Below are 18,698 nucleotides of genomic sequence, written 5' to 3' on the forward strand. Positions count from 1 at the left end.
GATGCCGGACCGGATTCAGAGCACCTTCAGCACGATGTATTCGGATTGTCAGGATGGTGTGTCCACCGGATGCCCTGCCTATAGTCGCCCGCATGGGCGCACGGATACTGGTCGCGGAAGACGACATCAGACAGGCACAGGTAATACGGATGTACCTGGAGTCGGAAGGCCACACCGCCGTGGTCGTGCACGACGGGCGTTCGGCGATCGACACCGCCCGGCGGCTGCGGCCCGACCTGCTCGTACTCGACGTGATGATGCCGAAGGTCGACGGACTGGACGTGTGCCGCATCCTGCGCCAGGAATCCGCGGTGCCGGTGCTGATGCTGACCGCCAGCTCCAGCGAGGACGACCTGCTCCTCGGTCTCGACCTCGGAGCCGACGACTACATGACCAAGCCGTACAGTCCACGCGAGCTGATGGCCAGGATCCGGTCGCTGCTGCGGCGAATCGAGCGCGTCGTACCACCGGACGACGGAGTCCTGACAGTGGGCGCGATCAGGGTGGACCCGCTCCGGCACGAGGTGCGGGGAGCCTCCGGGGACCTCGTACCGTGCACCCGTGGGGAGTTCACCGTCCTCTCGGCCATGGCGACGGAACCCGGCCGGGTGTTCACCCGCAAGCAACTCCTGGAGCGCACCCGGGGCTGGGACGTCGCCTCGACCGAACGCACCATCGACATGTACATCATGAACCTGCGCAAGAAGCTGGAGCCCAACCCGCGCCGCCCCGTGCAACTCGTCACCGTCTACGGGGTCGGCTACAAGCTGATCCCGGGACTCGACCAGGCCGCCATCTGAGGTGCGCCGCCCCTTCCGCGTCTCCCTGCGCACCAGCCTCTTCACCCGGCTGCTCGCCGCGTCCCTGCTCGTCGCGGTCTGCTCGGTTGCCGCGACCACCTGGCTCGCCGTCACCACCGCGACACGGGTGATCAACACCGAGCAGGGGCGGTCGTCACAGGCGGACGCCCGCATCTACGACGCGCTGATCGACTTCGCCGCCACCCATACGGACTGGGGCGGGGTGCAGCACCTGGTCCGCGCACTCGCGGCACAGACTGGCAGGGCGATCACCCTCACCACTTCGGCCCGCACCCGCATCGCCACCTCCGAATCGACGGTCCGCCTCCCGGACAGACCGTCCGCCTCCATCGACCCGCTGCGACTCGACCCGGTGCTGTCCGACGAGAGCACCACCGGGCCCATCGACCCGCGCGCGGTCGGCCCCTTCCTGCTCCTGGCCGAGGACCGGGAGAAGGTGCGGGACATCACGCGTGAGATCACCGACTGCCTTGCGGACCAGGGGGTCGCCGCCGAGAGCGTCCCCCTGCCCAGCGGGCGCCTCACGATCCGATTCACCGGGCCGGAGGACGACACGCGGTGGAAAGTGGTGCAGCAGTGCGACCTGGGCCGGCTCAAGGAGCCCCTGCCATCGGAACAACTGCCGCTCACCCAGATCGGCGATCTGGCATCCCAGTGCCTGAAGCAGCAGGCCAGACCACCCGTCGAGGTGTTCGCCGACTTCTCTTGGCACTTCACCGGCGGCCCACCGGAGAATTCGGACCGCGCCGCACAGGAGTGCGTCAACGAAGGCCGGCGGCAGCAGCTGCGGCCCTACGTCTCGCCTCCAGTCCTGCTGTTCGTATCGGATCGCACCAATCCGGGTGACACGGCCATCGAACTCTCCGCTGCGAACACCCTCCGGATCGCCGGAGCGGCGGGCATCGTCCTCGCCGTCACCTGCGCCGTCACAATCCTGCTGGGCACCCGGTTGGTCCGCCCCCTGCGCGCCCTGATCGCAGCTGCCCAACGCCCGGCCGAAGAAGCGGTGCGGGTGCCGGTACTGACTCAGGACGAGATCGGCCACGTCGCGGTGGCCTTCAACGACCTCACCGAGCGGAGAGAGACCCTGGAACGGCAGCGCAGGGCCATGGTCGGCGACGTGGCACACGAACTGCGCAGCCCGCTGACCAACATCCGCAGCTGGCTGGAGGCAGCCCAGGACGGCCTGACCCCCACCGACCGGCAACTGCTCGCCCTGCTGCGCGACGAGGCGCTGCTGCTCCAGCACATCATCGACGACCTGCGCGACATCGCCGCAGCCGAAGCCGGCAGCCTCGTACTGCACCGTGAGCAACTCGCCGTCCGCCACGTACTGGAGCAGGTGGCGGCGGCTCACCTGGGGGCTGCCGGTCCAGCCGGCATCGAACTGTCCATCGAGGCCGACGAAGAGCTGGACGTGCACGCGGACCCGGTACGGCTTCGGCAAGTGATCGGCAACCTCGTCTCCAACGCGATCAGGCACACACCGAAGGGGGGTCGTGTCATCCTGCGGGCACGCGGCGACGGCGACCACGTGGTCATGGACGTCACTGACAACGGGAGCGGAATCGACGCGGCCGACCTGCCTCATGTCTTCGACCGGTTCTGGCGGGCTGACAAGTCCCGCAACCGCCAGACCGGAGGAAGCGGTCTCGGCCTGGCCATCACCCGCAAGCTGACCGAGGCACACGGCGGGACGGTATCGGTCGCGAGCACGCCAGATCGCGGCTCCGTCTTCACCGTCCGGCTCCCGCAGCGGTGAGTCCGAGAGCCGGGCGCCGCCCGGTGGGCTGCCACGGCCGCCCCCGCACGGCCGTGGTGGCGGCGGCCGTGGCGCAAGGGCCGCTCGACGAGCGCTGCCCGCCGGATGCTCCGTAAAGGGTGATGGGCACGACGGTCCCGGTTCCGCTCAGGGACCGCATTCCCGCCCCGCCGAAAGCTCTGCCTGGCTGCGCCCACTGCCCGGTCGGCTACCGGCCCGCCGGATCGCCCGAGCACGGGCAGCCGAGTGCTCACCGGAGCCCTGTCTCCACCGGCCGTGACCCACGTGCTCCCCAGCGCACCCGACGTCAGCCGGCCGAGGGCAGCGCGCTCGCTGCCGGCACAGGCTCCTGGACCAGGAGGAGTCGCTGGTCTGCTGCATCGGCGCAGGGCCCGACGACCGCTGCGGCCGGCGCCGCCCCCGCCGGCGCGCCGGAGATGCCCAGGCACCGCCCGTCCGCGGTCCGCACCCGGTAGGCCGTGGCGTGTGCGGGGCCCGAGGCGCGCGTACCTGCCGTCTCGAGCCGCTCGAAGGTGAACACCTGGGTGCTCCTGCTGCTGCGGCAGTCGTCCCAGGGTTCCAGCAGTCCGCTGGAGAGGACCGTCAGACACCCCCAGCCGTGTTCGGGATGCACCCACTTGATGAAGAAGCGACCGCCACCGAGCGGATCGATCCTGGTGTACGGCGGTGTGGACTGGCCGCACGGGCGCTGCACGGCGACCGGCCCGCCACCTCCGCCCTGGGGATCCCGGCCCTCCGTCATGCACAGAGCGCTGTCCCGGCTCGGCCGGATGCTGTACCACCCGGCAGCCGGCTGCGAGGCCGAAGGCACAGTCCCCACGGGATCGTTCGGTACGACCGCCCAGGAGACGATGCCCGCAAGAAGAACGGCGGCCAACGACGTCACCACAGCGGGCGCCACGGCACGGTGCCGGAGTCCCGGACGCTCCCGCGCGGAATCGGACGAAGTGCCGGAGCGTCCTGGGGTTCCATGGATCTCCTCCACGGCGCTCCCGCGGTCACCGTTGCATTCGGATGAGCAACCGGTGGCGTCGTGGGCCGGGAGGACGCCGTCGCCGCCGTCGAGAGCGGAATCCTCTGCCGTCGCACCGTTTGCCGAAGCGTCCGCACCCGCAAGACGGTTACGGGCCCGCAGCCAGGCGTCAGCATGCTCGCCCGCCCCACAGGCGTGGACGAAGGCGTTCAGGATCCGGGGCCGCGGCAGCGCCTGTCTGCGCAGCACATCGGCGATGGTGCTGCGCGGAAGGACCCGCCCTGTCCGTTCGGCCCGCTCTTCGAGTTGCCGGTACGTCAGCCCTGACTCGTCCTTGAGGTGCTTCATCATGCCGACGAACTGCGCTGCGGTGTGGGCACGTTCGGGGTCGACACCCCCCGTGGAGTTCATGCCGCCATCCTTGGTCCTTCGTCTGACGGGCAGCAAGGAGCCTCTGCGGTGGACCGGATCTTTGTCCGGAAAGAGGCGGTGACCAGCCAGGACAGCGACGGACTGTCCGGGACACCGGACATCCCTTGCCGGACGGCGCTCCGCCTCGGCAGGGTCGATGCCGCCGGCGCACAGTCACGCACGGCCACCCCACAGGAGGGTTTCCCATGCGCAAGAACGCACGGTCCGTACACATCGCCCCGCTCGCGCTCGCCGCGGTCGTCACCGGTGTCCTGGGTGCCACCACGGCCACCCCGGCGCAGGCGCGCACCGAGAGTCAGACATCCGCCCAGGCGACAGACGCCTACTACCTGCGCTTCGACAAGGGTTCGGTCACGAACTCCCGTCTGGAGCTGGTCCAGCGCACCCCCGGCCGGGACAAGGTGATCAAGACCTACAAGGCGGGCTCGGGCCAGGTGAAGGACACCTGCGCAGTCGGCAGGGGCTGGCTGCCCAATGCCGGGGCGAGGAAGCCGTACGCCGTCGAGTGGCACCGCAAGGACTTCGACGGGATCATCAACGGCTTCGTCATCAAGATCTCCGACCGCAAGTGCCACAACGGCACCAAGCGCACCGAGTTGTTCATCCACAGCGAGATGAAGCCGAACGGCAGGCAGGGCACCATCGAGTCGGAGCGGTGGACCAACAGCAACCCCAACGACTACTACTCCAACGGCTGCATCAAGCTCAACCCCACCGACATCAAGGACCTGTTCGGGCGCCTGGACCGCGTCGGCTGGCCGAAGAAGCTGTACGTGGTGGACTGACCTGCGACATTCCTCTGCCTTTGGCGCCCGGGAGGTCCGTTGAGGTGCCCTCCCGGGCGTAAGGCGCTCCTCATCACGGCCGCCCACTTCGGCGAAGCCGCATTGCCGAGTGCCGGGAATCCCAGTGTCCCGCGGACCAGGCCGCGAGTTCGTCTTGTGCGGCGCGCAGCAGTTCGCCGGACGGGGCAGTCGCCCCGTTGGTGACCAACGCGAAGTGTGTGGCGCCGACGCCGGACTTGCCCGCGGGTGCGGTGAGCAGGAGGCGTCGGCTGCCTGTGCCGCCCGGTTCGGGCTCCACGGCGATCGGCACGCCGTCGGCGTACGCCCCCGGCGAGTGCACCCGGCCGAGATCGGATACGACGGTGGTGCCCGAAGGTGGGAAGGAGGCCGGGAGATGCAGTTCCGTGGGCGCGGCGGTGCCGTCGGAGTGCCAGAGCAGGAGTCCGTACTGACCGGTGCCGACGAGCTCGCGGACCCGGGGTAGCTGTGGCGGCACGGGGTTCCAGGTGAGGGTGGTGGAGCCGTCGCGTGAGCGGTCCTCGTAGGTGAAGGCGACTGTGCGGCCGGCGGTGGCGCTCGGATAGAGGCGGTCGAGGAGACGGCTGTCCTGACGCAGCGTGGGCCTGCCTGAGTCGTCGGTCCGGACCGCCGAGAGGTCTTCATCGTTCCAGGCATCCGCTGCGGTGAGAACCTTGTCCGGGTTGCCGTTCATCCGCTCGCGGTGGCGCCCGTGGTAGACGTCCCACTGCCACTGGGTGCCGGACAGCACGGAACCGGAGTCGCGGGGTTGCGACCACCATTGCGCACCGGGAAGCCGTGAGTCGAGCGCCTGGTACATCGCCTTCATCACGGTCGGCGCCTTGTCGGCGACGGTACCGCTCAGCGGATGCCCGAACTCGCTGACGACGGCGGCCGTTCGGGCATCGGCAGCGCGGTCGCGGACGGTGCCGAAGTCACCCGCGTACTGGCCGTCCTTCGCCTTCCCCCACATGAAGATGCCGGATATCGCCTTCTGGTCGTAGAAGTGGGTGTTGAAGACAAAGCGGGGGCCGAGATGACCGGCATCGAGGAGGCCGCCCTCCTGCCGCTGGAAGTCCAGGTTGGCGTTCCAGAAGAGATTCGGCTCGACGAACGCGGGCTTTTCCCGCCACCCTGCCGCGTCCATCCGGGCGCGGAACTTCTCATAGAACGGCCACAGCAGTTCGCGCTCCCAGGACCGGCTGCTCTGGCCGCTCTCGTAGGCGCCCGCATGCGGCTCGTTGTACGGGTCGAACCCGACGACGCCGGCGAACTCCTCGGCACTCAGATGCTCCGCGAGATACTCCATCGTGGTCTGCGCGGTGGCCAGGAACGCATCCTGGATGCCACCCTTGTTGCGCCAGAAGTCGTGTGTCGCCCTCGTCACGGCCTGGTTCTGTGTGATGTTCTGCCCCCAGAAGAGGCAAACGCCGCAGAATTCGCGCGGATACCTCCCGGCGTCCACCACCCACTTGGGGGCTCCGTCACCGGTGTACCAACTGCCTTCGTTGAAGAGGTGCCGGGAGAACAGGTCCTGGTGGAAGTCCGGATAGACGCGGATCCCGGCGCGCAGGAAGGACCGCATCTGTGCTGTGGCCGCGGCGAGATAGACGGGGTCGACCTCTCCGCGCGCGGGTTCGGCGTGCGCCCAGGACAGCAGGAACCGCACCGAGTTGCCGCCTCCGAGCCTGCGCAGAGCCGTGGCGGACTTCTCGGCGTCGGCGACTGAGGCGAAGGGCAGCCCTCCGTTCTCCTCGAGTTTGGTCTCACCCGAGACGTTGTATCCGCGGAGAACGACCTCACGACCCAGGCCGTCGACGAACCGTCCGTCCTTGACCGTGAACGACGCTGCGGCGGCGTCATCGAACCAGAGAGAGCCGGGCGGGCCGGTCGCGGCGGAGGAGGTGCCCGACCCGATGAGGGAGGCGGCCACGAGGACCAGCGCACCCATGAGACGCACGCGCATCGTCGGCATGGAGCCCACACTCCTGACGTACCGTCAGCTTGTCAATGGTGCCGTCACCGCACGCGGGCGCCTGCGGTCGTGCCAACGGTAGGGTCCGGCCATGGCCACGCATGAACGTGAGATCACCACTCCCATGGACCTGTGCCTTGACGACGGACGCATCGACCCGGAAGCCGTCGGCTGGTCGCGGACCCCCCTCCATCGCACCCGGCTGCGCGGCTGGGGCCGCACCAAAAGGTGGGAGTACTGGTGTGTGACCACTCCGACGCACCTGGTGGCCTTCACTGTCAGTGACCTCGACTACCTGGCACTCCACTCCGTCTACTTGCTGCAGTTCGGTTCCGGAGGCCACGAGTTCGAACGGACCAGGATCGTGCCGGGCGGTCTCGGTGTCCACCTGCCCGACGCCGTTGCCGGTGCCCCCGGCTGCCCGCCGGTCGCCGTGGGCCCCGAGCGGCCCGTACGGGGACAACTACGTGTGGAGATCCGCAACGAAGGCACCGCCACCCGGCTCCTGGCGCGCTGCATCACACCGGACGGGCGTCCGGTCGAGGCGGATCTCCGGGTGGCACTGCCCGAGGGGCACGAGACGCTGTCCGTGGTCGTCCCTTGGAGCGAGCGCCGCTTCCAGTACACCTCCAAACACACCGCTCGACCCGCTACCGGCTCGGTGAGAATCGGCGACGACGTCCTCGCGTTCGGTGATGACGCCTGGGGCACCCTCGACCACGGACGCGGACGCTGGCCACGCTCCGTCGCCTGGAACTGGGGAGCTGCCTCAGGCCGTACGGACGGCCACACCGTCGGACTGCAACTGGGCGGGCGCTGGACCGACGGCACCGGTGCCACGGAGAACGCACTGTGCGTCGACGGTCGCATCACCAAGATCGGCCGGGAGCTCCGGTGGCTCTGGTCGCCGACCGACCCCCTGGATCCCTGGACGATCCGCGGCGGTGAGTGCGGCGAAGTGGATCTGGTCTTCACCCCCTTCCACAACAGGTCTACGCGCACCGACGTCGGTCTGATCGGGAACCGCACCGACCAGTGTTTCGGCCACTACACCGGTACCGTCCGCACGGACGACGGGCAGTCGATCGCGGTGGACGGGCTCCTCGGCTGGGCAGAGGACGTACGGATGCTCTGGTGAGGCCGCTTCGCGCGCGTGCATGACGTGGGAGATCCGGTCCGAGAGTGAGGGCGGGCGGGCAACACCACCACCGCCCGTCAAATGTGCAGGACCGCACATAGGGACCGGCCGAGTGGGCGTTCGGCGTCCCCTCGCCGTCCCGAGCGGTCGGATGCCGGACGACGCACATCCGACCGCCACGAACACCACCCCGGCGTACCAAGCGGTCAAAGCACTTAGAAACTCGCTGCCTTGGTGGCGATGCCAGGGAACTTCTTCTTGCCGGTCAGAACCGGAAGTGCCGACTGGTCGTTCTTGAGTGCGTAGGCGTAGAACGCACGCAGGTATCCGATCGCGAGACCTTGCTGCTGCTTCGGGCTCGGTCGCCCGGCTGTGGCCGGGCACTCGGTGTCGTCCCCGTCCGTGGGGCCAGGACCGACGGTCCATTCGGTGTTGAAGTAGTTGTGGTTGCCCTTCACCACGCGCAGCAGAAAGCCCCTTGCCTCAGAGGCCTTGCGTGCGTCCTCGAAGTACTGCTCGCCGCCCAGTGACCAGCACCCGGCAGATATCACCGCGAGAGGCGTCTTTGTCACCAGCGTGTCGTAGAAGTGGCTCGGCGAGGGTGAAGCCATCGAGACTACGCCGCGGATCCGCACGCCGGCCGGCAGCTCGCGGCGGTTGGCTTCGGCAGCCTGGTACATGACACCCTCCCCGCCCACAGAGTGCCCCATGGTGCCGACTCGGCTCATGTCGAGGCGGTTTCTCAGGTCGACGGTAGCCGGCCGGCCGGTCTGGACGTCGGTGAGGCGACCGGCAAGCGGGCCGCCACCGGTCGTGGTGAGTTGCTTCAGCAGTTCCAGGTGCCGATTGATCAGCCTCGCGCGCTGCGGCGCTACGCCCATGTGATGGTTGATCCCGTTCGCGCTCGGTGACACCACCACGAAGCCGTCCCTCGCCAACGCGTTGGCGAGGTAGTCGTATCCACGATGGCTGGGGTAGGGGGCGACGCCCTTCGGGCAAGGCCACTCCTCTATTTCGGCGGAGTGGCAGGCGCCTTGCTGGCCGTGCAGCAGCACGATCACGGGCAGCTTGTCGGTGATCTTGCGAGGGTAGTGGACGACAGCGCGGATCTCGGCCGATCCCTCCCAGTCCGGAGCATCGGTGAACGCTCCATCACCCAGGTCGTATTCGACGATGCCGACCGCATCGGCGGCCTCGGCCTGAGCCCCGGTACTGACCGTCAGAAGGGCAAGAACAGCAGCGATCGCGAATCCCGCGCCGCATAGGCGGGCGCGCATTCCACGAAAAACAGCGAAACTTGTCGTGCGAGTCATGGTGGGGAACGCTACGGGGCGGATGTCTGAAACTTGTCAGGAAAGCGTTCCGGAGAATCCGTGCTCTCGATCCCGTGGCGGACCCTGTGACGGGTGACGACAAGCTGCACTGGCAGGGGTACTCGTACTCCATCGACCTCTCGGGCGGGATTCGGGCTGACTACGAGCGTGACTGGGACCGGCGGCGCCAACGGAGCACGGACCTGGTATAGACGGCTCACGTTCGTGGGGACGCTGACCGAGTGTTCGTTCGACCGGTGAGCATGGAGGAGAGCCGGAAGGTCCAGCGGATCAGCCGGACCGCGAAGGAGCCGGTGAGGCTCCGCCCGGCGAGGCGCGACCGGACACCACAGACCGAACAGTCGATTCCCGGACAGCACGCCGGGAGGAATCGACCAAGGCTGCGATCCTTCGGCGAGACAGGTTCCGTGGACTTTGGCAGCAGGTCCAGGAGTAATGATCACGAGCGTTGTCAACGCTGGGGGGGGCTCAATCATGACGAAGGCCTCCGTGTGCCGTACGGAAGCCTTCATGTCCCACCGCAATGCCCGTCCGACCGTTCACGGCAGGCGGATCCTGGTTGAACGCGTCCTCTCCGGGCGACCGGTCGCGCATGCAGCGGCGGAGACGGGAGTCTCCCCACCGACCGCCCACAAATGGGTCCGCCCCTGGCGGGCGGAGGCGGGCCTGGCCGACCGCTCCGCCTCGGTGAATCCCCGCCGACCGGTGATCGTCCCACTGGCCGGGTCGCTCGCACGCTCCCGCCTGGGCCTTGAGCGTCGTGCGTACACCCGTGCGGTCGTGCATTACAGGAAATCCGGCCTGACCCAGCGTTAGATCAGCTAGGGAAGCCAGCTCCCACCCCGCAGAAAGAGGAACCCATGAAAGCCTCACTCGCGCTGCCTCTGTGCGCTCTGGTCGTTCTCCCCGCCGTGCTCAGCGCACCGGTGGCCCACGCGAACACCGACCAGAACTGGGACCGAGTGAAGAGATTCACCCTCACCACAACCAATTCCCAGGGACAGTTCCCCAATGTGACCGCTGACCTGCTGGACCTGAACGGCCAGAACGTCGGCTTCGTCACGACCAACTGCGTCGGGGCTGACTCCACCCCGCGGACCGAGACATGCTACGGGGCCTACGTCCTCGAAGACGGCGAGCTCACCTGGCAGCACGCCACACGCAATCCTCAGACCCCCTATGTCATCGCCATCACCGGAGGCACCGGCAAGTATTGCGATGCCCGCGGGCAGATCCGTGTGGTCAGAACCGAGTCGGCACCCGAAGGTGGCCTCTACGAAGTCGAAGTCATCACTGGCCGCAAGTGCGCCACCTGATTGGGCTTTGGAGGAGATACGCCCGAAGGGCCCCCGGCAGGGGGCCCTTCGGGCTCCGATCTGAGCGCCGCGTGGAATGAGGCTGTCGCGTTGCTGACCTGGAGGGCGGGGGACAGGGATGCCGAGGGGTGAGGCTCGGTGAGGAGACGCGCGGTGTCGAGCCGGGTGCTGCCCAGGACGGCGGCCGGTCGGCCCGGCCGTGGGGTGCGGAACGGCAGCGTTCGGAGTCGTGGTGGTGGTAGGGGGAGGTACGGCCCAGGTGGGCTGGCTCGCGTGCGGTGCCTTGGACCTGGGGTTCACGTCGTAGCGTGCGCCTATGACATTCACCTGTACGAGCCGTGGTCCGGCTTGATCGTCAGTGGGACATGCGAGGCTCTCCTCGTGATCAAGGAATAGAGCTAAGACGTGCCGGCTGGGCTGGATGACCTCGACTGGGCCGGCCTCCGGCACGCTTGGTACTCCAGTGCGACTTCGTAATTCCGTGACTCCTCCCCTTCGTGAACGAGGGGGCTTCTCGCTATGCCGGGTTGGCGTTGCGACGGACCAGCCCGGCCCGTAGAACGTTGAGTGCGCCCACCGTGTCCGCGTGCGCGTGGTAGCCGCACGCCTGACAGTGGAAATTTTCCTGTGTGGGCCGGTTCTCCTTGGCAGTGTGGCCGCATTCGGGGCACTGCCGGGAGGTGTTGCGGGGGTCCACGGCTATCACTTCCCGCCCGGCGCTTTCAGCCTTTGCGTTCAGGATCGCGAGGAACACCCCCCAACCGGCATCGGCGATCGAGCGGTTCAGCCCAGCCTTCGCGGCGGCCCCATTGGGCAGGAAGCTGCCCGGCGTCCCGGGATCCGGATTCGGCGTGGGAGCCTTGCTCATGTTGCGGATCTTGAGGTCTTCGTGCGCGATGAAGTCGTATTCGCGGACCAGGTCGAGCGCGGTCTTGTGCGCGTGGTCGAGACGCTGGCGGCGGACCTTGCCGTGGAGCTGGGTGACCTTCTCCACGGCGCGCTGGTGGTTGTTGGTGCGGTTGGCCTTGCGGCGCGGGAACCGGGACAGGGCTTGCTGTGCTGCTTCGAGCTTTGCGGCGGTCCTGCGGCCGTAGCGCGGGTTCTCCACGAAGCCACCGCCCGAATCCGCGAGGAAGTTCGCTATGCCCAGGTCGATACCGACCACGCTGCCAGTCGTAGGCAGCGGCTTGGGCTGTTCCTGCTCTGCGGTCAGCACGACGAACCACTTTCGGCCCTCGCGCTTGACGGAGACGGTCTTGACCTTGCCGACCACCGCACGGTGCTGGTTGACCTTGACGTGACCTACGCCCTGGAACCGGACGCGGGTCACCGGGTCGTGCGGCGTGCTGTCCCACCGGCAGCCGTCGCCGTCCTTGGGGAAGTCCACTGTGTCGAACCAGTTCACCCCGCGAAAACGCGGGTAGCCGGGTGCCTCACCGGACTCGATCCGGCGGAAGAACGCCTGGAATGCCCTGTCCAGACGGCGCAAGGTCGCCTGCTGCGAGGAGAAGGACCAGCGACCCTGGTGCTCTGGGTCGAACGCTCTGATCTCCTTGAGCTGCGCGGACTGCTGCCCGTACCTGACGCTCGTCTTCGAGGCGTGCTGATAGGCGTCCCGGCGCTCCTGCAACGCGCCGTTGTAGAGCGAGCAGTGATCGGCCAGCATCTCGCCGAGAGCCTGAGCCTGGCGGACCGTGGGCCGCATGAGGAACTTGTACGCACGGATCATCCAGCCCCCCCTTCGGCCGAGTCCGCTGATCATACTACGCTTGGAGTATGTCACCGCGCTGGGAGCCAAATCCCGATATTCGCACCGGCCGTCACGTTGCCTACAACCTGCATGCACATTTGGTGTTCGTCACGAAGTACCGGCGCGGAATCTTCGATGACACCATGCTCAAGCGTTGCGAAGAGATCATGCGGGAGGTGTGCGGCAACTTCGAAGTGGAGTTGCGCGAGTTCAACGGCGAGACCGACCACGTGCACCTCCTGGTGCATTACCCGCCGAAGGTCGCCCTGTCAAAGCTGGTCAACTCGCTCAAGGGCGTCAGCTCCCGATACCTGCGGGCGGAGTACACCGGCCGCGTCAACCGCATCGGCATGGGCTCGGTCTTCTGGTCCCGGTCCTACTTCGCCGGCTCCTGCGGCGGAGCGCCGCTGACAATGATCCGTCAGTACATCGAGAGCCAGAAACGGCCTCTCTGACCGTCACCACGAAGGCGCAGTGAACTTCGGCGCTTCGCGCCTCCGGTCCGAGGATGCGTTTCCCTCCCCGACTGAAGCCGGGGATACCCACGCAAGATCAGGGATGGCACGTTGGGCTCGCGTTGTGGCTACCGGGCGGCATCCTGTCCGATCGCGTGGAGGACATCGGCAAGCCAGACCAGGTGGTGGCCCACGGCCCGGTCCGGGTCGGCAAGTAGGTCTTCAAGGTGCCGCCACGATTCGGAGAGCTGGCCGATCGTGATGGTTCTCGGTTCGTTGGGGACGTCGTAGAGTTCGTCGCCCGGGACAGACCAGAAGTAGTCGTGCTCGAGTGCCACTGTGTGGCCGGCTGACGCTTCGATGTGCCGCAGTGCCAGCTCGAAGGCGTGCCGGAGCTGGTCAAGCGGGATCTGCAGAGGTTCGCTGTCCACGCGCTCATCTTGTCGATCAGGGGCCGTCGGGCAGCAGCAAGTAGTCGGCACTGCCCTGGACCCGGCCAGGAGCGGGAGCGGCCACCGTGTGATCATCGGGGGTGGTGTGGACTCCTGAAGAACGTGCGGTGGCCACGGGTCATAGCGTAGCCCCTGCCCGTTGGCGGGCGATGTTCGACCAGGTCATGGGCCGGACCGCGGGACAGTTCGGGCGAGTGGAACCGCGGGCCACCGCCCGCGCGTACCTGCTCGGACTGCTCTCCGGCATCGAGCGCAAGAACTGCTGACGGTTCGCCGAACAAGCAGGACACGCCCGTCCCGGGCCCATGTAGCAGTTGCTGCGAATCGTCCGCCGGGACGCCCAGACGGTCCGCGACGAGATCCGCGCCCACGTCGTGGACCACCTCGGCACCGCAGGCGGCGTCTTGATCGTGGACGAGACCGGCTTTGTGAAGCAGGGCCGTGCATCGGCAGACGTGCAGCACCAGTGCACCGGCCGCCGCGCTGGACGCAGGGCTGACGGCCTCGTGGGTCCGGACAGTCGGGCGTCAGTCGACTACGGCGTCGAGCTCCACTTCGAACATGCTCTCGCCGAATCCAACCCAGTCCCGCTGTACTCACTCCGGGTCGCCACCGCCTTGCCGCAGGGACCGCAGGGTGGTGCCGCGGCGGCGGCGGACCAGCGTTCGCAGAGTGCTGGTGTTGCGGTAGCCGACCCGGGCGGCGATGGCGTCGGTGCCCAGGGTCGTGGTCCGCAGCAGGAACGTCGCCTCGTCGAGGCGGATCTCCTGGAGGAAGTTCAGCGGCGACATGCCGAGCACGGACTGGGTGGTGCGCTGCAGCGTCCGTTCGCTGATGCCAAGGGCTCGAGCGGCCGCGCTGAGCGGGGGCGGGTCGGCCATGTGAGTGCGCGCCCAGCGTTCGAACGCGGCTACCACGGGGTCGGCCTGCGCCAGCAGGGTCGGGGCCGCGAACGCGGCCTGGGAGGGGCGGTCCCCGATCAGGAGGTAGCGGGCAACCAGGTCGGCCAGGGCGGGACTGTGGCGGTGCACCACGGCCAACGCGAGATCGATGTGTGCGAAGGCGGCACCGGCGGTGGTGAAGGCACCGTCGTGGACGAGGGTTCGGGAGTCGTCCAGCCGGACCTTCGGGTAGCGAGCGCGGAAGGCGGGCCCGGCCCACCAACTGGTGGTGGCGCGTCGGTCGTCCAGGACCCCGGACTCCGCCAGGAAGAAGGTGCCGGTGCACGCGGCTGCGAGTTCGGTCCCGGTCGTGTGCACCTGGCGCGCGAGCGCTGGTACCCAGGCGTTGTCGTCCGACCGCACCGCCTCGACGATCCGATCGGGACTGCGGAGCCCGATCGCGGGCAGCAGCAGCAGGTCCGGCCGACGGGTGAGCCTGGCGACAGGCTCGGTGGCCAGGACCAGCCCGTTGCCAGTGCGGACCTGAGGGCCGACGCCTACGGTGGTCACGATGAACGGGACGGGGCCCGTCTCCCGCTGTCCGATCAGCGTGTTTGCGGCTCCGAACACATCAAGTATGGCGCAGAGTCCGGAGTCGAAGATTCCATCGACGACGGCGACAACGATCTGCATGTCGGAAACGGTATCAGAGGCGTCGTTTCCGCCGCTTCAGGTCGGATCGCAGACCCCGTAACTTCGTCAGCGGGCGATGCGGGAACGATCGCACCGCACCCGCCCATCTGGAACGACGACCTCCGGACGAGACGGCCCGGACAGAACGAAGGACGACGACATGACGCTCAAACTGGGTGTACTGGCCCTGCTCCAGGCCAAGCCGGGCAAGGAGACCGAACTCGCGGCATTCCTGGAGGGCGGACGCGAGATCGTGGCCGAGGAGACCGCCACCCGCGTCTGGTACGCGTTCCAGGTCGACGGCAGCACCTTCGGGATCTTTGACGCCTTCGAGGACGAGGCCGGCCGTCAGGAGCACCTGAACGGGCGGATCCCCGCCGCCCTCGGCACGGTAGGCAAGGAACTGCTCGCCGCCGCACCCGACATCCGCCTGGTCGACGTGCTCGCCGTGAAGGACCCCTCCTGACCGCCGCCCGAACGCCCCACCGAGCGGGAGCCGCCCGCGCCTGATGGGGGTGGAGTTGGCGAGGTTTGAAGAATGGGCCTGGTGGGCTCGCATGCCGCGGCGTCGCGTACTCGCGACCTGTTCGACGCGCTTGGCACGGTGAGTGATCGCTCGGGGATCGCGGCGGCCGTGGGCAACTACCAGAGCCAGCGGTCAAGGAACTCGGCCGAGATGAAACCGTGGTAGCCGTCGAAGGCAGGTGGATCGATCCTCTCGAGTTCATCAAGCATGCCGAGCTCGGCCAGGGCTTCGTCCCCGCGGTCATCCGGATTGCTCAGGATCTCGGACTCGCTGACGTGCAGGCCGTAGTGGTGCAGGGTCCGCAGCCACGGGTCGGTGATCAGAGCTGGTCAGCGATTCGTCGGCCGAGCTGCTCGAGGAACTCCTGCAAGCTGGCCGCGGCAACCTCATGGTCGTCATACCAGGAAGCTGTGGTGGACTTCCAGACTTGTCCGCTGTCTCCGATGGCGAACAGATGGCCCCCGCCGTCGCTGGCGAAGACCAGTGCGATCGATTCGCCGTCAACCGGAGCGGGGCCGTACTCGCGGAAATGTTCCATCGCCGTTGTGAGTGAGTGGATGAAGTACCCGCTGTCGACGTCGGGCAGGGAAGCCTCGCCGATCACCCAGTAGAGCGTGGTCAGGTCGGAGGGAATCGGCGTCAGGTCCACGAGTGCGTCCGTCGCCTGGTGGCTGTCGTTGGTTGCGAGTATCACCTCGTTGCGGCCGGGCGGGAAACCGTGCGTCGGGAGGAATGCCTGCGTCAGCTCCGCCAGCGCCGCATCGGCCTGCATCCACCAGGACCGGACCCATTCCGCGTCAAGCCGCTCGCCTGTCACCTGTCCCCCTCGGATACGCATGGGCGCCCCTGGTGCGAGCCCGGAAGAACATAGCCGAGGGCCCAGCATGGGGTGCGGTTGGACCGCGCTCTTCCAATTCTCCGCGGCCGGCGGCGTCGACCTGGAACCACGAACTGGAACAGAGGTTCGACGCTGTGTACGGAAAGATCCTCGGCCTCCAACGCCGACCCCGCGAGCACGGCCTCGACGATCATTGATCCGGAACCGTACGACCGCCCCGGCGAGGACCGCCGAGGCTTGGCTACGGTTCTGCCATGCCGAAGACCAGCGTCGACAACGCCACCACGGACATGCTCTGCCTGTGGCTGGAGCCCTGGGGCACCGATCACTGGCTGCGCCCGGGCGAAGAGTTCACGGTCGTCACCGATGGCGAACCCGAAGAGTCGGCCTTCAATATGGTCCTCCACGATCAAGGAATCAGCGTGTGGGTGAACAACGCCAACGCCGCGGAGGTCTTCGACAAGAACGGGAACGAGGCCCCCTGCGGCCATCAGCGCCCGATCGAGGCAATCAGGCAGTTCCTCGCGGGCGCGGAGCAACTGCTGGAGCACGTCAACGCCGAGGGCAGGTCACCCATGCGCCAGGAGATGGCCCGCACCCACTACGAGCGACTGCGGCAGGAACTCGCCGAGGCCGAAGCACGGCGAGAGGGCCAGTCGCACGTGCGTACGACCTCGGCAACGTTCTGAAAAGCGACGACAGCGCCGGTTGAACCGACAACGCCAGACAAGCGGAGGACTTCCATTTCGCCGCCAACCCGAACGTCGCCGTCTCGCCGCGCCAGGCATGGGGAAAGACCTGGGTCCCTGCTTCGACGGCGACGGTCACCGACGTCGTGAACGAGAGCACGTCGACCACCACCAGGCGGGCGGCGTCCTGCGCTATCTGCTGGGCCCCGGTGGGGCCCACTCGAATCGGACGCAGTGTTCTTGCTGGAGGAACCAGTCGCTCATGGTGGTTGAGTCTGGCACCGGTTGATCCATGGAGAGGGCAATCGGGTGTTCATGGACCGGGCAGTCGTCCGGTGTCGACGTGGTCGGCGGGATTGATGGCCGGGGGTACTCGTGTCCTGCGGTCCGCCAGATCACGCGGCCGGGGCCGGGGGTGGAAGTTCGAGGTCGATCCATGCCGCGGAATCCGTCATGCCGTGTGGCATTCTCGGGAGACCGCCCGGTGCCCGGGCCCCTACGGCGGGCACCGGCGGACACGGACGAGACGAGGTGGCTGTTCGTGCGCGCACGTACGACGAAGGCGGCAGGAAGGCGGTACCTGTGGCGATCGGTGAGGTCGTGGTCTTCGCGATGGTGATCGCCTTGTCGCCGTTCACCCTCATCCCCGCTCTCTTCATGCAGTTCACCCCCCGCCCTCGCGCCACCGGCGGTGCATTCCTGGCCGGGTGGGTCATCGGGATCGTCGTGCCCGCGGTCGCCTGTGCCGCGCTGGCCTCCGTCGTCGAGCGCCCGGCCGAGGGACCCGTATGGGTCGCCTGGGCCAGGGTGGTGCTCGGTTCCCTCCTGGTCCTCTTCGGGCTCCGACAATGGCTGACCAGACACGGTAAGGCGACACCTGGATGGATGCGGCTTCTTGCCGATGCGAGCCCGTCGAAGGCGTTCCGGCTCGGACTGTTGCTGTCGCTGGCCAATCCGAAGATTCTGCTTCTGTCCGCCGCCACTGGCCTCGCCGTGGGATCGACGGAGCCTTCGACCACGAAGGCCGTGGTGGCCTTCGCGGTGTTCACCGTTTGCGCCGCCGGGACCGTCGCCCTGCCCGTGGTGCTGCACATTCTCTTCGGTGAGCGGACCCTTGCCCCCCTGAGCCGGCTCAGACGGTGGTTGGAGCAGCATGCCGTCGGTGTCACGGCCGTGGTGATCGCCGCCATCGGAATTCTCGTGCTCTACGAAGGGGCCATCAAACTCTGAGGGCGATGCCTCTGGGGCGGGCGCCGTCGGTACCACCGTCGCCCCTGGTCGTCGGCGCTTTGCGCCGGGAGTTCAACATTACCGAGCCGGAACCAAACTCGAGGGCCGGCTGCCAGACGATCCCGCCGTACCTTGACCAGTGTTCACCCCTGTTCGCCGGTGTTCTGCTTCGCCCCCCCCGAACCCTGCTGAACACCGTCTTCGGAGTCTTCGACGTATCAGCCTGAAAGCGCAACGCATCAGGATCCGTCGTGTCCGGTCTCGCCACTATCCTGTTCGCCGCCGCCGTGGGCCTCGTCCTGGTCGTCCTGGTCGCTGTCGGGGCGGGCAAGCTCGCCAGCCTGGACGGGGCCTCGTATCCGGCCGCGATTCTGCGGGCTGCGACCGTGTTCGCCTCCGTCCTGACGCTCACCGACGCCGCGACGGCGGCTGCTCTTGCCGCATTGCTCCGGTGACAGGGCTGCGGTGCGGTCAAGCCAGCGGTGCGAGCCTCACCAAGGCCTCACCGACCAGCAGATGGCCTGGCTCCACCGACCACGTCCTGGCCTGGTGGACTCCGGCCCGGCCCCCGCCCCCCGAAACACGGCGGGGGGGCGCGGGGGCCGGCAA

18 protein-coding genes and 2 pseudogenes are annotated in these 18,698 nt (G+C 67.8%); 13 read left to right on the forward strand and 7 right to left on the reverse strand.

Annotated elements, in window-relative coordinates; all coding sequences use genetic code 11:
• The first annotated feature begins 92 nt into the window (after positions 1-92).
• Both ACFWI9_RS08155 and ACFWI9_RS08160 read left to right on the forward strand, forming a co-directional pair.
• Complete coding sequence (locus ACFWI9_RS08155; RefSeq protein WP_387159804.1) at positions 93-800, forward strand: response regulator transcription factor; 708 nt, start codon at positions 93-95, stop codon at positions 798-800.
• A gap of 1 nt (position 801) precedes the next feature.
• On the forward strand, positions 802-2,583 hold the full coding sequence (locus tag ACFWI9_RS08160) for a sensor histidine kinase (protein ID WP_387159805.1): 1,782 nt from the start codon (positions 802-804) through the stop codon (positions 2,581-2,583).
• A 307-nt stretch (positions 2,584-2,890) separates the two neighbouring features.
• Here the strand turns inward: ACFWI9_RS08160 and ACFWI9_RS08165 are convergent, their stop codons facing one another.
• The gene (locus tag ACFWI9_RS08165; protein WP_387159806.1) at positions 2,891-3,988 is read right to left on the reverse strand and encodes a helix-turn-helix domain-containing protein; all 1,098 of its coding nucleotides are present in this window, start codon (positions 3,986-3,988) and stop codon (positions 2,891-2,893) included.
• 206 nt (positions 3,989-4,194) lie between these two features.
• On the opposite strand from ACFWI9_RS08165, the gene ACFWI9_RS08170 reads away from it, so the two are divergent.
• On the forward strand, positions 4,195-4,794 hold the full coding sequence (locus tag ACFWI9_RS08170; protein ID WP_387159807.1) for a L,D-transpeptidase family protein: 600 nt from the start codon (positions 4,195-4,197) through the stop codon (positions 4,792-4,794).
• A 73-nt stretch (positions 4,795-4,867) separates the two neighbouring features.
• Here ACFWI9_RS08170 and ACFWI9_RS08175 read toward each other — a convergent pair whose 3' ends face one another.
• Positions 4,868-6,787, reverse strand: coding sequence for an endoglycosylceramidase (locus ACFWI9_RS08175; RefSeq protein ID WP_387159809.1), 1,920 nt, complete (start codon positions 6,785-6,787; stop codon positions 4,868-4,870).
• A 91-nt stretch (positions 6,788-6,878) separates the two neighbouring features.
• On the opposite strand from ACFWI9_RS08175, the gene ACFWI9_RS08180 reads away from it, so the two are divergent.
• Complete coding sequence (locus tag ACFWI9_RS08180; protein WP_387159811.1) at positions 6,879-7,925, forward strand: DUF2804 domain-containing protein; 1,047 nt, start codon at positions 6,879-6,881, stop codon at positions 7,923-7,925.
• A gap of 215 nt (positions 7,926-8,140) precedes the next feature.
• Here ACFWI9_RS08180 and ACFWI9_RS08185 read toward each other — a convergent pair whose 3' ends face one another.
• Positions 8,141-9,238, reverse strand: coding sequence for a hypothetical protein (locus ACFWI9_RS08185; RefSeq protein ID WP_387159812.1), 1,098 nt, complete (start codon positions 9,236-9,238; stop codon positions 8,141-8,143).
• A 74-nt stretch (positions 9,239-9,312) separates the two neighbouring features.
• Between ACFWI9_RS08185 and ACFWI9_RS08190 the strand changes: the two genes are divergently transcribed.
• From ACFWI9_RS08190 to ACFWI9_RS08200, 3 genes and pseudogenes are all read left to right on the forward strand, one after another.
• The gene (locus ACFWI9_RS08190; protein WP_387159814.1) at positions 9,313-9,450 is read left to right on the forward strand and encodes a hypothetical protein; all 138 of its coding nucleotides are present in this window, start codon (positions 9,313-9,315) and stop codon (positions 9,448-9,450) included.
• 319 nt (positions 9,451-9,769) lie between these two features.
• Positions 9,770-9,976, forward strand: a pseudogene (locus tag ACFWI9_RS08195) (helix-turn-helix domain-containing protein); the annotation flags it as partial.
• A 143-nt stretch (positions 9,977-10,119) separates the two neighbouring features.
• On the forward strand, positions 10,120-10,575 hold the full coding sequence (locus tag ACFWI9_RS08200) for a hypothetical protein (protein ID WP_387159816.1): 456 nt from the start codon (positions 10,120-10,122) through the stop codon (positions 10,573-10,575).
• A 517-nt stretch (positions 10,576-11,092) separates the two neighbouring features.
• On the opposite strand, the gene ACFWI9_RS08205 is transcribed toward ACFWI9_RS08200, so the two are convergent.
• Positions 11,093-12,304, reverse strand: a complete 1,212-nt coding sequence (locus ACFWI9_RS08205) for an RNA-guided endonuclease InsQ/TnpB family protein (protein ID WP_387159818.1) — start codon at positions 12,302-12,304, stop codon at positions 11,093-11,095.
• Between the two features lie 47 nt (positions 12,305-12,351).
• Between ACFWI9_RS08205 and tnpA the strand changes: the two genes are divergently transcribed.
• Complete coding sequence (gene tnpA / locus ACFWI9_RS08210) at positions 12,352-12,780, forward strand: IS200/IS605 family transposase (protein WP_387159820.1); 429 nt, start codon at positions 12,352-12,354, stop codon at positions 12,778-12,780.
• Positions 12,781-12,908: 128 nt separating this feature from the next.
• Here tnpA and ACFWI9_RS08215 read toward each other — a convergent pair whose 3' ends face one another.
• Positions 12,909-13,211 (reverse strand): hypothetical protein, encoded by a 303-nt coding sequence (locus tag ACFWI9_RS08215; RefSeq protein ID WP_387159822.1) that lies wholly within the window; start codon positions 13,209-13,211, stop codon positions 12,909-12,911.
• 335 nt (positions 13,212-13,546) lie between these two features.
• Between ACFWI9_RS08215 and ACFWI9_RS08220 the strand changes: the two are divergent.
• Positions 13,547-13,729: pseudogene (locus tag ACFWI9_RS08220) on the forward strand (transposase); the annotation flags it as partial.
• 99 nt (positions 13,730-13,828) lie between these two features.
• Here ACFWI9_RS08220 and ACFWI9_RS08225 read toward each other — a convergent pair.
• Positions 13,829-14,806 (reverse strand): GlxA family transcriptional regulator, encoded by a 978-nt coding sequence (locus ACFWI9_RS08225; protein WP_387159824.1) that lies wholly within the window; start codon positions 14,804-14,806, stop codon positions 13,829-13,831.
• A gap of 160 nt (positions 14,807-14,966) precedes the next feature.
• Between ACFWI9_RS08225 and ACFWI9_RS08230 the strand changes: the two genes are divergently transcribed.
• Entirely contained in the window at positions 14,967-15,272 is a 306-nt protein-coding gene (locus ACFWI9_RS08230; protein WP_387159826.1) for a putative quinol monooxygenase, read from the forward strand.
• A gap of 379 nt (positions 15,273-15,651) precedes the next feature.
• On the opposite strand, the gene ACFWI9_RS08235 is transcribed toward ACFWI9_RS08230, so the two are convergent.
• Positions 15,652-16,149: a hypothetical protein gene (locus ACFWI9_RS08235; protein WP_387159828.1), complete on the reverse strand. Its 498-nt coding sequence runs from the start codon at positions 16,147-16,149 to the stop codon at positions 15,652-15,654.
• Between the two features lie 275 nt (positions 16,150-16,424).
• Here ACFWI9_RS08235 and ACFWI9_RS08240 point away from each other — a divergent pair, with 275 nt between their 5' ends.
• The 3 genes from ACFWI9_RS08240 to ACFWI9_RS08250 all read left to right on the forward strand — a co-directional run bounded on the left by ACFWI9_RS08240 (position 16,425) and on the right by ACFWI9_RS08250 (position 18,544).
• The gene (locus ACFWI9_RS08240) at positions 16,425-16,859 is read left to right on the forward strand and encodes a hypothetical protein (RefSeq protein ID WP_387159830.1); all 435 of its coding nucleotides are present in this window, start codon (positions 16,425-16,427) and stop codon (positions 16,857-16,859) included.
• Positions 16,860-17,390: 531 nt separating this feature from the next.
• On the forward strand, positions 17,391-18,089 hold the full coding sequence (locus ACFWI9_RS08245) for a GAP family protein (RefSeq protein ID WP_387159832.1): 699 nt from the start codon (positions 17,391-17,393) through the stop codon (positions 18,087-18,089).
• Positions 18,090-18,340: 251 nt separating this feature from the next.
• On the forward strand, positions 18,341-18,544 hold the full coding sequence (locus ACFWI9_RS08250; protein WP_387159834.1) for a hypothetical protein: 204 nt from the start codon (positions 18,341-18,343) through the stop codon (positions 18,542-18,544).
• Positions 18,545-18,698: the final 154 nt, after the last annotated feature.

It is taken from the genome of Streptomyces sp. NPDC127084 (assembly GCF_042724175.1).
Lineage (GTDB): Bacteria > Actinomycetota > Actinomycetes > Streptomycetales > Streptomycetaceae > Streptomyces.